General features: G+C 37.5%; 15 protein-coding genes. 12 read left to right on the forward strand and 3 right to left on the reverse strand.

Annotated elements, in window-relative coordinates; all coding sequences use genetic code 11:
- Positions 1–237 precede the first annotated feature (237 nt).
- Positions 238–402, forward strand: a complete 165-nt coding sequence (locus DW721_RS16185; RefSeq protein WP_007889520.1) for a hypothetical protein — start codon at positions 238–240, stop codon at positions 400–402.
- Positions 403–519: 117 nt separating this feature from the next.
- Here DW721_RS16185 and DW721_RS14220 read toward each other — a convergent pair whose 3' ends face one another.
- Positions 520–1,434: an IS3 family transposase gene (locus DW721_RS14220; protein WP_118746116.1), complete on the reverse strand. Its 915-nt coding sequence runs from the start codon at positions 1,432–1,434 to the stop codon at positions 520–522.
- Positions 1,431–1,715, reverse strand: coding sequence for a transposase (locus tag DW721_RS14225; protein ID WP_118746117.1), 285 nt, complete (start codon positions 1,713–1,715; stop codon positions 1,431–1,433). The genes DW721_RS14220 and DW721_RS14225 overlap by 4 nt, the downstream gene beginning before the upstream one ends.
- Before the next feature lie 198 nt (positions 1,716–1,913).
- On the opposite strand from DW721_RS14225, the gene DW721_RS14230 reads away from it, so the two are divergent.
- The 11 genes from DW721_RS14230 to guaA all read left to right on the forward strand — a co-directional run bounded on the left by DW721_RS14230 (position 1,914) and on the right by guaA (position 13,072).
- Entirely contained in the window at positions 1,914–2,336 is a 423-nt protein-coding gene (locus DW721_RS14230) for a hypothetical protein (protein WP_021923717.1), read from the forward strand.
- A gap of 8 nt (positions 2,337–2,344) precedes the next feature.
- On the forward strand, positions 2,345–2,668 hold the full coding sequence (locus DW721_RS14235) for a hypothetical protein (protein WP_055225167.1): 324 nt from the start codon (positions 2,345–2,347) through the stop codon (positions 2,666–2,668).
- Positions 2,640–2,807 (forward strand): hypothetical protein, encoded by a 168-nt coding sequence (locus DW721_RS16190; RefSeq protein ID WP_156337705.1) that lies wholly within the window; start codon positions 2,640–2,642, stop codon positions 2,805–2,807. Before DW721_RS14235 ends, DW721_RS16190 begins: the two co-directional genes overlap by 29 nt.
- Positions 2,808–2,812: 5 nt before the next feature.
- Positions 2,813–3,199, forward strand: a complete 387-nt coding sequence (locus DW721_RS14240) for a type II toxin-antitoxin system PemK/MazF family toxin (RefSeq protein WP_006859319.1) — start codon at positions 2,813–2,815, stop codon at positions 3,197–3,199.
- 83 nt (positions 3,200–3,282) lie between these two features.
- Positions 3,283–3,531 (forward strand): DUF6870 family protein, encoded by a 249-nt coding sequence (locus tag DW721_RS14245; protein ID WP_021923722.1) that lies wholly within the window; start codon positions 3,283–3,285, stop codon positions 3,529–3,531.
- 126 nt (positions 3,532–3,657) lie between these two features.
- Complete coding sequence (locus DW721_RS14250) at positions 3,658–5,355, forward strand: recombinase family protein (RefSeq protein WP_055195972.1); 1,698 nt, start codon at positions 3,658–3,660, stop codon at positions 5,353–5,355.
- Position 5,356: 1 nt separating this feature from the next.
- Positions 5,357–7,078: a recombinase family protein gene (locus DW721_RS14255; protein ID WP_055195973.1), complete on the forward strand. Its 1,722-nt coding sequence runs from the start codon at positions 5,357–5,359 to the stop codon at positions 7,076–7,078.
- Positions 7,071–8,594 (forward strand): recombinase family protein, encoded by a 1,524-nt coding sequence (locus tag DW721_RS14260; protein ID WP_007889590.1) that lies wholly within the window; start codon positions 7,071–7,073, stop codon positions 8,592–8,594. The genes DW721_RS14255 and DW721_RS14260 overlap by 8 nt, the downstream gene beginning before the upstream one ends.
- A 111-nt stretch (positions 8,595–8,705) precedes the next feature.
- Positions 8,706–10,610: a DUF3427 domain-containing protein gene (locus DW721_RS14265; RefSeq protein ID WP_347560395.1), complete on the forward strand. Its 1,905-nt coding sequence runs from the start codon at positions 8,706–8,708 to the stop codon at positions 10,608–10,610.
- Positions 10,611–10,656: 46 nt separating this feature from the next.
- A complete protein-coding gene (locus DW721_RS14270; RefSeq protein ID WP_022013394.1) occupies positions 10,657–11,067 on the forward strand; it encodes a (deoxy)nucleoside triphosphate pyrophosphohydrolase in 411 nt (136 codons plus the stop codon).
- Between the two features lie 460 nt (positions 11,068–11,527).
- Positions 11,528–13,072 (forward strand): glutamine-hydrolyzing GMP synthase, encoded by a 1,545-nt coding sequence (gene guaA / locus DW721_RS14275; protein WP_055940433.1) that lies wholly within the window; start codon positions 11,528–11,530, stop codon positions 13,070–13,072.
- Between the two features lie 292 nt (positions 13,073–13,364).
- Here the strand turns inward: guaA and DW721_RS14280 are convergent, their stop codons facing one another.
- Positions 13,365–13,895 (reverse strand): helix-turn-helix transcriptional regulator, encoded by a 531-nt coding sequence (locus tag DW721_RS14280; protein WP_009247529.1) that lies wholly within the window; start codon positions 13,893–13,895, stop codon positions 13,365–13,367.
- Positions 13,896–14,052: the final 157 nt, after the last annotated feature.

Below are 14,052 nucleotides of genomic sequence, written 5' to 3' on the forward strand. Positions count from 1 at the left end.
CAAAAGAGTGTCGGTTACTGTAGAAGATGTGTGGTGTCAGTTATACTTTGTTCAGGTTCTGAGAAAAGAACCGTTGAATATTGAAAACAGAATAGGACACGCATATCCCACGAGCTTATATCGCCTTGTCTATGACAGGGTGGCAGAATCCCATTTCGTGCGATGACTATCCTCAGAACTGTAGCCGATTATGAGAAACGTAACAGCAGGAGCCTTTAAGGATAAGAGCAGAGGGTTGTGCCTACCGGGTTAGCAGCCGGAGGTAATGAGATAATAAGTGCACCTGAATTTCAGCGAAATGCATTTTCAGAGAGTGGCTACTTTCGTAAGTCCAGATGGGCAGGAAACTACGAAGTGTTTGTGGCTGGCAAAGGATATGTTACCCGATACGGGGAAGGTTGAGAAACCGGGAAGATAGTATTTTATCTTCCCACACAAACTGATTTATGATTACCGACAGAAAAGAAATGGTCCTATGTCAAGATTTAGTACAAGTTAAAATGAGAAACTTTTCCCATTTTAACCCGCCAGAAGCTCAGCCTCAGTGTGTGTTCTTTTATACAATCGTTCGAATTCATTTGGTGACATATAGTTACAATGGCTATGAATTCGTTTCGTATTGTAGAAAGTTTCCAGATATTCGAAAATCAAGCGGTATGCCTGCTTGTAATCGTGAATTTTAAAGCGATTGAGCCATTCACGTTTGATAATAGAATGAAAGGATTCAATGCATGCATTATCCCACGGAAAAGCTTTCTTCGAATAACTGCGCTGCATATTTTCGGTTGCTTTTTTATATTCTTTTGCAACATATTGGCTGCCACGATCCGAATGGATAATTAATGGTTGATCGATATTTCGGCGAGCTTTGGCTTTGTTTATAGTATCAATCACGCAGGATACTTCCAGTGTTTCTGAAAGCGTCCAGGCTATGATTTTTCTGGAAAATAAATCCATAATACTGGTCAGATAGACAAATCCATCTATTGTCCAGATGTAGGTAATATCCGAACACCAGACTGCATTCGGACGATCAGGATTAAACTGCTCATCGAGGATATTTTGTAATTCAGTGCTGAAATCGGAATCTTTTGTGGTGATCGTCCATGGTTTGCTCCACTGAGCACGGATTCCCATTTGGCGCATATATGTACCAACGGTTCTTTCCGAAATGACTTCACCAGTTTTTCGAAGTTCTACAGTGATTTTCGGAGCACCGTAGTTTTGCTTGGAATCATCATAAATATCCTGTATTTTTGCTTTTACAGCTTTACGACGTTTTTCTGTATCAGAAGGTACGTGGTGGAGCCATGCAAGATATCCTGAGCGAGAGACACCTAAAAATTTCAACATTCCGGAGACGGAAACCCGGCGTCCAGCCTTTTTGGCAGCTTCCGTCTTCTCAGACACTTCAAGATAAATGGCTTCCGTCATTTTCCCAGAATGTTGATTGCTTTTTTTAACACATCAAGTGCATCTTTTGCATCACGTAATTCACGTCTGAGACGGGCAATTTCCTTCTGCTCATCAGATGCATAATTACCAGAACCACGAACAGGAATATCACCTGATTCCCGGAAGTCTTTCAGCCATTTTGTTAATGTGCTGTATCCGATGCCAAGATTTTCTGCACATCCACGTACTCCGAGATCTTTATGATCTTGATAGTACTGGATTGCATCAAGTTTAAATTGTTTGTCATGTTGCTTTGCCATATGAGATCCTCCTTCAGCATGTTTCTATTGTACCATGCTTATGTGTATTTGGAATTTCTCATTTTGGCTTGTACTATTTATATTCTAGCATCAAAATGTTTAGGTGTGATGGTGTGGAGAGTACAGATAAGTCAGCTTATGTGAGGAGATAAAGTGCGCACAGTATCAAATCAATATTATTTATAAGGAGATTTTAAGATGGAAAGAGCAATTATATATTGTGCAAAAACAGGATTAGAGGCTACAGATCATTTTGTGCCGGAGCTGCTTGAAAAGTATTGTAAGGATAATGGCTATGAAATTGTAGCTATGCTTTCAGAGCCTGCTTCTACAGAAGGAGTTTCATTTCCGATGAAATATGCCTTTATCGGTTTAAATATGGAGGAAGATGTTAATACAATCATAACACTTTCAAAGGATATGATTGGTGCAACAGATGAGACCGTTATTGATACACTTGGAAAACTCAGCGAATATGATATCTATGTGGAGGATATTAATGGAGAACTTGAAGAGTGTTATGAGATGATGTACAAAGAGCCTGTTCAGGAAAGTGATATAAGAGGGCTGGTGCTTGATACGGTATCAAAGTTCTATCATAACATCAGGGACGGCAGATAGGAGGCAATATGCAGGATTCCAGAGAAAAAAAGCAATGTCTGATATTTGTAAGGAATAATGCAAATGATACAGCTGACCGTATCGAGGCATATGCAAAAAAGTCCGGCATGAAAGTTGTTGAGACAATTTTTAATACAGATAAAAAAGCGGTTGAACGATTAAGATATTATATTGAAAGAGATGTCATTATCTGTGTGCTGGTAAGAGATGTGGTAGACATTTCAATGGAACTTAATGAGATTAAAGCTGTAATGACACTTGCAGCGGAACATGGAATCAGTATTAATGCAGAGAGCAGGGGCTATGAACCTGCTCTCATTTCTTATGAATGATATGACAGAAGAAAATAGAAAATTAAAACTGATTATATTTCCGGGCGAAACAGTAGTGATTGATGAATATGGGAAACGGATTGTTGCCTGTCCGACAGAGGATGAGGCAGAAGAATATATCAGGGAACAGGAGGAATGACATAGATGAAACTGAACAGGGGCGACATTGTTATTGCAAATCTGGAGTCAGTAAGTAAAGGGAGCATTCAGAAGTATACAAGACCTTATATTATTATCTCAAATAACAAAGCAAATCAGTATTCACCGGTTGTCACAGCAGTAGCCATGTCCACAAAAACATGGAAAAAGAAATATCTGCCAACCCACTGTCCAATACCGGCTGCAAAGGTAAAGGTTACTGACACAGATTTTGAGGTATTTGACAGTATGGCATTATGTGAGCAGATTGTATCCATTGATGTAAATGTCCAGATTGAGAGGGTAGTTGCTTCAATTTCAGATACAGAACTACTTGATAAGATTACAGAATGTGTAAAAATCCAGATTGGGGCATATGAAAAGTACAATTAAATATTACCGGGGCATTTGCTCCGGGTTACATAGCCACCTGTATTTTATGGGTGGCATTTTTACTGAAAGGGGGGATAGATTTTATGACAGCAGAAGAATACAGAGCACTATTAGATGTGGATTTTAACAATGTAAAAATAGAAGATCTGACTGATATTAGAAAAATTAAAATAGATAAAAATCAGCCACAGAGTAAGAGGCAGGCACAGTTCTTAAAACAGGTGGGAAATCCATATATGCTGCGTCGTGGAAGTATGATGATTAAGGTAAGCTTTGCGAATAATGGACTGTCGATGGAACAGGCATTTGAAAATCTGCTTTTGAATGTCTGAAAATTTGTGGTGGAATTTCAAAGTGATATGTGCTATGATGTTTTTGGTATAAAAATTCTAAATTAGTGCATATCACCTTATTGAAAAGTTATCTTCTAACTTAAACAACAATAGGAGGATGTGCATATGAGTCAGATAAGTCAGATCAAAAAGATCTATCATGCAGCCATCTATGTTCGTTTATCGAAGGAAGATGGCGCTGTTGCTTCACATGAAAAAACTGAGAGTAACAGTATCGCAAATCAGAAATCACTGATTAGAGATTTTCTCGAAAACAAAAATGATATTGAGGTTGTGCAGGAGTATGTTGATGATGGTTTCAGCGGCTCTAATTTTGAGCGACCGGCATTCCAGATGATGCTTGAAGATATTAAGAAAGGCAAAATTGATTGCGTTGTCACTAAGGATCTGAGCAGATTCGGAAGAGAATATATAGATTCAGGTATGTATATTGAGCGATTATTCCCTGCTATGGGAGTAAGATTTATTGCAATCAATGATGGTATTGATTCCGGAGAGGCAAAGTCGCAGTCAGATGAGATTATTATTCCATTCAAAAATCTTATTAATGATGCTTACTGTCGTGATATTTCAATTAAGATACGTTCACATCTTGAAATTAAGAGAAAGCAGGGAGATGTAATCACGGCATTTGTGCCATATGGATACAAAAAGAATGATAAAGATAAGCACAAACTGGAAATTGATGTATATGCAGCAAATGTTGTGAAAGATATTTTCAGAATGAAGTTGCATGGAAAAAGTCAGGATGCAATTGCATGTGAACTTAATTCATCAGGAATACTTCCACCGGCTGAGTATAAAGCAAGCACAGGAAGCAATTATCAGACATGCTTTAAGACAAAAGAAAAGTCGGAGTGGACTTCAGTCATGGTAAGGAGAATCCTTACAAATGAGGTTTATATAGGTAATCTCGTACAGGGAAAACAGACAACACCGAATCACAAGGTCAAAAAGACCATAATCAAAGAAAAATGCGAATGGATAAGGATTGAAAAGAACCATGAGCCGGTTATCACGGACAGGGATTTTGAAGTAGTACAGAGATTGCTTGCAATGGATACAAGAACATCACCGGACAGAGAGGAAGTTTATCCGCTGTCAGGGGTAGTTACCTGTGGCGGCTGTGGGATTCCCATGGTAAGAAAAACTTCAAAAGTGGGTGGTAAAACTTATGCCTATTATCTGTGTGCAACCCATAAGGATTCAAAGCAGTGCAGTTCCCACAGAATTTCCACGGATAAGTTGGAAGAAGTGGTGCTAGAGCTTTTACAGACACACATTGATAACATGATTGACCTTAAAAGAATTCTTTCTTTTATCGGCAACGTGCCGTTTCAGCAGCTTGATATGAAAAAGCTTGAGGAAAGGCGTGAAAAGAAACAGGCAGAAGTAGACAGATGTGCAGATCTCAGAGGAATGCTTTATGAGGATATGAAGGATGGTATTATTTCAAAGGAAGATTACAAGGAACTTCATGCAGCATATGAGCAGAGAAAAAAGAATGCTGAGATTGCTATTCATCAGATTGAATTGGAAATGGATGATGTGTTGAATCGTAAGAGCAAAGGCTTTGTATGGCTTGATTATTTTACGGAACATAAAAACATTGAGAAACTCACGAGGGAAGTGGTTGTATCTCTTATCCGTGAAATAAAGGTATTTGATAAGAATCACATTGAAGTAGTGTTTGACTTTGATGACTGCTACAAGGAATGTCTTGATGTAATAGAAAGTCAGGGACATTTTGTTGAAGTGGACAGTACGGGAAAACTGAATATCAGATTAAAGGAGGCTGTGTAGTATGGCAAGAAAGAGTAGAAAAAATACGCCGATTGCAGTTGCAGAGCCAACTGACAATCTGACAACAAAAGCAGTTTTAAGCCTGGATAAGGAGGCAAAACCATATCAGGTTGGAATCTATGCGAGACTTTCATTCGAATCAGAGGCGAATAAGGAAAGAGATACTGTAGATACACAGATTGCATATATCAGAGAGTTTATTAATGGGCAGGATGATATGGTAGAAGTTTGTGTGTATGCTGATATATCTGTTACAGGAACAACTTTTGAAAGACCGGAATTTGACCGTATGATTCATGATATCCGGGCAGGCAAAATCAATACTGTTATTACTCGTGATCTTAGCAGACTTGGCAGAAATTATGTGGAAGCAGGCAACTACATTGAGAGGGTATTTCCTTTTCTTGATGTGAGATATATTGCTATCACAGATGATTTTGATACTGCAAGACCGGGAACTGATTTATCCGTACCGTTTAAGAATATTGTGAACGAATATTATTCCAAAGACCTTTCAAAGAAAGTAGAGACCGGAAAGCATAGTATTTGGGCACAGGGCGGCTTCAGCGAGGGAACGCCACCATATGGATATTACAGGGCTACAGATGGTTCAAGAAAGCTTTTGATTGATGAAGAGGTATCTGACAATGTAGTTAGAATTTTTAATATGTTTTTGGATGGGAAGGGATATGCTGGTATTGCAAAGACTTTGCAATACGAAGGAATTCTTTCACCTCCGAAATACAGATTCTATAAGTCAGGAAAGATTGAACTTGCTGAAAAAGCAAGAGAATGGCACTATTCGCATGTAAAAGAGATACTCCAAGGGGAATATTACATTGGAAATATTGTTCATGGAAAGCAAAGGAAGGCTCTTGATACCGGGAGAAAGAATGTTAAAACAGATGCATCAACATGGCAGCGAATAGAAAATGTTCATGAACCAATAATTGATAAGGACACTTTCTACAAAACAAGGGAGAGAATGGAGCATATCAAAAAGAAGCATTTAGAAGCATCAAAACCTAAAGCTGATGTTCCAAATAAGCCGGATAATATTCTGGTATATAAAACAAAATGCGCCTGTTGTGGAGGCAGTGTATTGATTGGCAGGCATCACACTTATTCAGAAAAGTTCTATTATAAGTGTAAGAACCGTAGAAAATTAGCTAGGCTATGTGAAAATAAGTACTCTTATGATTATTCTGAGGTTATGGATAGTGTTTTTTCTGTTATCCGTCAGCATATGAGTTTGTGTGTTGAGAAAACAAAGTTTGTTCAGAAGATGAACAGCAGAAAAGAGAATGTTCTTCAATATGATATTTATACCAAGCAGATAGCAAAACTTCAAAATGATGTAAGAAGAATTACCGCTAACAAAAGTGGTTTGTATGAAGATTATAGGGAACAGTTAATCACTGCGGAAGAACTGTGCCAGTATCAGAGAGAATATGAAAGCAGAGTAAATGAGATTGAAGCGCAGATTACTGAATTGCTTCATCGAAGAAGTCTGTATGAAAAAGAATTTCATATTGATGAAGGATGGGAAGAAACTGTCAATAAATATATGGCTAAAAGAAAACTTACAAAGGAGCTTGTGGATGCTTTTGTATCGGAAATTGTTTTTTATGATGGCAATATAGAAGTTAAGCTCTTGTATGATGATTTCCTAAAGGAGTTGCTTAAAGTGGCAGAAGAAAGAGAGGTGAGCAGCAATGGATAAGACGATAGCTCTCTATATGAGATTATCAGATGAAGATGACAACTTGGCTGCTCATGAGGAAAGTAACAGTATTTCCCATCAGCGAAAGTTAATGCTTGATCATATCCAGAAACTGCCTGAACTAAAGGACTGCAACATAATGGAATTTTCAGATGATGGATATTCCGGAGCAGACTTTAGCAGACCTAATTTTGTAAAAATGATGGATCTGGTAAAGGCTGGTAAGATTCAGGTTATTGTGACGAAGGACTACAGCAGACTCGGACGAGATTATCTTGAAGTTGGTAACTATATGGAATGTATATTTCCGGTTCTTCAGGTAAGATATATCAGCGTGAATGATAATTACGATTCTGCTAACAGCTTTGGTTCAACCGGAGGTATGAGTGTTGCACTGAAAAATCTTGTGAATGCATTGTATTGTAAGGATGCATCAAAAAAGGTAAGAGCCGCTAAGGCAGTGTTGGCTAAGCAGGGAAAGTACATTGCTGCATTTGCTCCTTTTGGATACCAGAAAAGTGAAGATGATAAGCATATGTTAGTGCCTGACCCAGTAACAGCACCTGTTGTCCAGCTGATATTTGAACTGGCTATTAAAGGCATGAAATACACCGAGATTGCAAATTATCTGAATAATAATGGATATGATAGCATATTTGAGTATTACCAAAAGATTGGAGTTAAGAGATGTTATGAAAGGGATATTGGTGAGCACATGTGGAGTGCCAGTACAGTAATGGAGATTTTATATAATGAAGTCTATATTGGTTCTGTAATCAATAACAAGACGGCTGATAATATTGATACCGGTCATCAGGTTGTGCAGAGAGATAAAGAGGACTGGATAATTGTTGAAAACTGTCATGAACCATTAGTTTCTGTGGAAGACTTCAAGCTTGCTCACAAGATGATAGCAAGACGAGAAGTGACGAAGAGAAAACCAAATGGAAAGTGGCGTAAATCGTATATTCGCTGTGGAATATGTGGTAAGGGACTTTATAAATACGGAAATAAATCCTCATACAGATGCCACAACGGTCATGTGTCACGTATTAGAGGTGAAGAACTTGAGGCGACACTTCTAGACATTGCTAGAAATATGGCATTGGCTCAGTTGCAGGAATTTGAGTTGAAAACTGATGGCGGTAATTGTCCAGATAATCTTGAAAGGGAAATCGAATCACTTAAAAAGTCAAAGGCACACTATGCAAAGCTAAAGTTTGAGATATACGATGATTATACAAAAACAAATATCACTCGTGATCAGATGGCAAAAAAGACTGCAGAAGTTAAGCAGAAAATCGCAGAGATAGAAAGTCTGATTACAGAGAAGCAGGAAACACTTGATATGCAAAAGGATCTCTTTCTTGATGCAAAGCAGGAACAGCTAACAAAGCTTAGTAAGTTGGATGAGTTTGATGAAGAAGTAATCAGATATCTCATTGATTATGTGTTGGTGTATGATAATGAGCATATTGAAATCAGATGGAACTTTGATGACTTTCAGGCTGGATGATGGTATAATCAGTAGTAATAGCGAGAAAACAAAATTATAAAGAAGTAACATGGGGAATCTTGCTAAAGGTTCCCCATTGATAAAAAAAATTAATTTTTTTTTGTTTCTTACTTGACACGAGCAGAGGTTCATCGTGCGGGAGCTGACAGTTATCAGAGGATAATGGATTATTTTATGCCGAGGTTTTGGATAGGAATGACGGCTTCACCTGATAGAACAGATGGCTATGATATATACGGACTTTTTGACCACAATATTGCGTATGAAATTCGTTTACAACAGGCAATGGAAGAAAAGCTTTTGTGCCCGTTTCATTATTTTGGAATAACTGATTTAGAAGTTGATGGGCATATAATAGATGACAATGCTATTAAGAATGTTCAAAATTTTACAAATCTAGTTTGTGATGATAGAGTAAATTATATAATGCAGCAGATGGATTATTATGGATATTCGGGGGACAAAGTAAAAGGTCTTATGTTTTGCAGAAATAAGGATGAAGCAGAACAATTATCGGCAAAATTTAATATGAGAGGTTTGAGAACTCTTGTGCTTACGGGAGACAATTCGCAGAGAGAAAGAGAAGAAGCTATTTTGAGGCTTGAACAGGATGAATCTGAAAATGCACTTGATTATATAATTACGGTTGATATATTTAATGAAGGTGTTGACATGCCAGCAGTAAACCAGGTTGTTATGTTAAGACCAACAGAATCGCCTATAGTATTTATACAACAGTTGGGGCGAGGTCTTAGAAAATATGAGGGCAAAGAATATGTAGTAATACTTGATTTTATAGGAAACTATATGAATAATTTTATGATTCCTATTGCATTGTCAGGTGACAGAACATATAACAAGGACACAATCCGCAAATATGTAAGAGAAGGCTCAAGAGTAATTCCGGGTGAGTCTACAATACATTTTGATGAGATAAGTAAAAAAAGAATATTTGAATCTATTGACAGTTCAAAAACAACAAAGAATTTATTGCGTGAAAAATATTTTGCTCTAAAATACAAACTTGGCAGAATACCAAATGTACTTGATTTTTATGAGTATGGTGAGATTGACCCAATGTTGTTTATTCAATATTCAAAATCATATGACCAGTTTGTAAAATCAGTAGATAAAGACTTTACTGTTTCATTTAGCGATAAAGAGGAAGCAATACTGGAATTTATATCATCGCTTGTAAATGGAAAAAGGATACATGAACTTTTGATGATTAGCAGCCTTTTAAATAATGAAAAGATAAGTTTGGAAACTTACAAAATACTTCTCGAAGAAAAAGGTGAGAAATATCGTGAGTCAGATTATGTATCGGCATTAAATGTTTTGGGAAAAGTATTTGTAAATGCACCAGCAGAGAAAAAACGGTATAATGACATAGAATTTATAAGTACGGATGAAGCAAAAAATGGGATGTTAAGACGGGCTACACTCTTTTATTCGTTGTTTAATAATACCCGATTTGTAAATGAAATGAAGTGTCTTGTCAGATATGGTTTGAGGCGTTATGAGGATTTATTTAAAAATCATGATGAGGACAATCTTGTATTATATGAAAAATATTCAAGAAAAGATGTATGCAGGATATTAAATTGGGAACATGATGACAGCTCAACAGTTTACGGTTACAGGATTAAGCATAATACATGTCCAATATTTGTAACATATGAGAAGAAAGAGGACATTGCAAATAGCACAAAATATGAAGACCAGTTTATTAATAATCAATTATTCAGTTGGATGACAAGAAGCAAGGTAAGTCTTGAAAGTCCGGAGAGTCAGAAGATTATAAATTATAAAGAAATCGGGTTAAAAATATATTTATTTATCAAGAAAAGTGATGGAGAAGGAACAGATTTTTATTATATGGGAAAAGTTTCTCCGGTTGATTATATGCAGACGGAAATAAAAAATGATAAGGGGCAGAAACTTCCTATAATGAATTTTAAAATGAAGCTGGAACATTCTGTTCGTGAGGATATTTACGAGTATTTTGTGGATTAAGAATGTAAAAATGATTTAAATTGTGGAAAGGAATTGAAAATTGATTATGGAAACAGATAAAAAGATAATAAATGTAGTTGCAGCAGTAATATGTGACAATATAAATACACCAAAGAAAATATTTGCAACGCAGAGAGGATATGGGGAATTTAAAGGAGGCTGGGAATTTCCGGGAGGAAAAGTAGAGGAAGGAGAAACACCACAGGAAGCATTAAAAAGAGAGATAATGGAGGAACTTGCAACGGAAATAAAAGTAGGGGATTACATAAAAACCGTAGAATATGATTATCCTAAATTTCATTTGTCAATGCAATGTTTTTGGTGTGAGGTGGTGTCAGGAAACCTTGAATTAAAAGAACATGAGGCGGCGAGATGGCTTCAAAAGGAGCAGATTTATGAGGTAGAATGGCTGCCGGCAGATGTTAGTCTGGTGGAGAAAATTAGGCAGATAGTTTAAATTGAATATTAAAATAATAATTTTAAGCTGTTTATTAGTGTACTGTATCATTGATTTTTGGAGAGTTTCTGTTGGCATAACTTTGACGGCTAGTGTCAGGTTTGTAAGTAAACAATAACATATACAGTCAATGTCATGTAACAGTTCAGCCCCTCATTTATTACATTCGTAAACCTGCCAGCAAGCTGTCAGTCGCTGCTATGCAGCTTGAGTTTACTTCATTTCATAAATGAAAGGCTATTCCGCCCCAAAAAACAAGTCAATAATACATTGAGCAAGCTCATGTATTATTGACTTATCTTTTTTTGGGCTGAACTGTTACCAATGTCATGTGAAAATTAAAATTAACTCTTGTCTTTGTTATGAGCCTAATTTATAATAGTTAATAAGGGTTTTACGAAAATTAAGGAAAGGAAAAGCTATTTATAAAAAATACCTATAAATGGCAGGATGAATATCAATGGATAAGGAAAAAGTAATAGTCATTGATTTTGGCGGGCAGTACAATCAGCTTGTTGCAAGACGTGTCCGTGAATGCAATGTATATTGTGAAATATATTCTTATCGTACCGGAATTGAAGAAATCAAGGCGATGGCTCCTAAAGGAATCATTCTTACAGGTGGCCCAAATAGTTGTTATGAAGAAGATTCGCCAACATACTCAAAAGAATTATTTGAACTTGGAATTCCTGTACTTGGACTTTGCTATGGTGCACAGCTTATGATGCATGTGCTTGGCGGCAAGGTAATCACTCCGGAGGTCGGAGAATACGGAAAGACAGAGATTAACTTTACTGACAATTCAGTGCTTCAGAAAGATCTTCCAAAGAAATCTATATGCTGGATGAGCCATTTTGACAGAATTGCAGAAGCGGCACCGGGATTTGAGGTTACAGCTTCGACAGCCGATTGTCCTATAGCAGCAGCACAGAATGTAAGCAAAAATCTCTATGCTATTCAGTTCCATCCGGAAGTTCTTCATACAGAAAACGGAACAAAGATGATTTACAACTTTGTGCGCGAAGTATGTGGATGTGCAGGCACATGGAGAATGGATTCATTTGTAAAAGAATCAATAGAAGAAATACGCAATAAAGTAGGAGATGGAAAAGTTTTACTTGCATTATCAGGCGGAGTAGACTCATCGGTGGCAGCAGGACTTTTATCAAGAGCCATCGGAAAACAGCTTACTTGTGTATTTGTAGACCACGGTTTGCTCAGAAAAGACGAAGGTGACGAAGTAGAAAATGTATTTGGACCAAACGGTCAGTTTGACTTAAACTTTATAAGAGTAAACGCACAGCAGCGATACTATGACAAGCTCGCAGGTGTAACAGAACCGGAGCAGAAAAGAAAAATCATTGGTGAAGAATTTATCCGTGTCTTTGAAGAAGAAGCAAAGAAAATCGGAGCAGTTGATTTCTTAGCACAGGGAACAATTTATCCAGATGTGGTAGAGAGCGGACTGGGCGGAGAATCAGCAGTAATCAAATCTCATCACAATGTAGGGGGACTTCCTGATTTCGTAGATTTCAAGGAAATCATAGAGCCACTCAGAAATCTTTTCAAAGACGAAGTGCGCAAGGCAGGACTTGAACTTGGAATACCTGAAAATCTTGTATTCCGCCAGCCATTCCCAGGACCGGGACTTGGAATCAGAATTATCGGTGAAGTAACAGCCGAGAAAGTTAAGATAGTTCAGGAGGCAGATGCAATCTACCGCGAAGAAATCGCAAATGCAGGACTTGACCGCAGCATCGGACAGTATTTTGCCGCTCTCACAAATATGCGTTCAGTAGGTGTAATGGGCGATGAGAGAACTTATGACTATGCAGTAGCATTAAGAGCAGTAAATACGGTAGACTTCATGACAGCGGACAGTGCCGAGATACCATATGATGTACTTCAGAAAGTAATGAGTAGAATTATAAATGAGGTGAAAGGAGTCAATCGAGTATTTTATGATCTGACGAGTAAGCCACCTGGAACGATAGAGTTTGAATAAATCGAGTTGCTTAAAAAAGCCAGTGTTTATGCGGGTTTCAGCGATTTCGATTAGTCTTTTGATAACAAATTGATAACAGTCATAGCAAGTGCCATTATTCTTGTTATCCAGTGGTTTATGGGTAACGGAACAATTAACAGGTGGCTTGCAGACTAAAGTTCGGAGCTTGGCTCTGAACAAATTCCATATTATAAACTAAGCCCTTAGCTGTGGTTAATAACCATAGTTAAGGGCTTTTTTGTCGTTGCCAAAGCATCTGTAGGGAGCTGCCAGTGGCAGGTCCTGTAGGTGCTTATTTATCTTTCAAGTGGTCTTTGAATGCTTCCACGAGAGCGTCACTTAATTCCTGTGATGGAACTTTTGCCCAACGCTGTGTGGTGTCGAACTCTGGATAATGGTAACGCCAGTTATCGTATTCTTCTCTGTTGATTTCTTCGGAAGATAGCTTGTCTGCCTGTTCTTTCCAAGCATACAGCATTTTGAGGAGTTCATATGCTTCTCTGCCTTTGTCCTTGTTGACCTTTAAGCATACCTCTCCGTCTGCTTCACTGACAGTAAGACCGTAAATATCTTCAAGGGTAAACAGAGTGTGCATAAGACCGATATAGCTGTCTATGTCAGGAACATCAAGAGCCTGTGGAGAAACATCAAGCACCTGTGCCAATGCATTTGTAAGGTCTGCTTTCGGTTTGCGTGTACCAGTTTCGTACTGTGCCAAACGCACATCAGCACTCTTTTCTGGAAAACCGATTGCTGTACCGAGATACTTTTGTGTCATACCACGCATTAGTCTGAAAAAATGTATTCTTTCGCTGATAGCCATAATGATACGCTCCTTTTATATTTAGTGAAATAAGTATAGCAGAAATGTTTAGTGGAAGTCAAGAAAAACCGAAACAAAAATGTTTAATATTTTCTTTGCAACCACTTGACAATAGCAAATATGTTTAGTAAAATAAATTACGAATTAAACAAATATG

The sequence above is a fragment of the Clostridium sp. AM27-31LB genome, assembly GCF_003480745.1.
Lineage (GTDB): Bacteria > Bacillota > Clostridia > Lachnospirales > Lachnospiraceae > Butyribacter > Butyribacter intestini.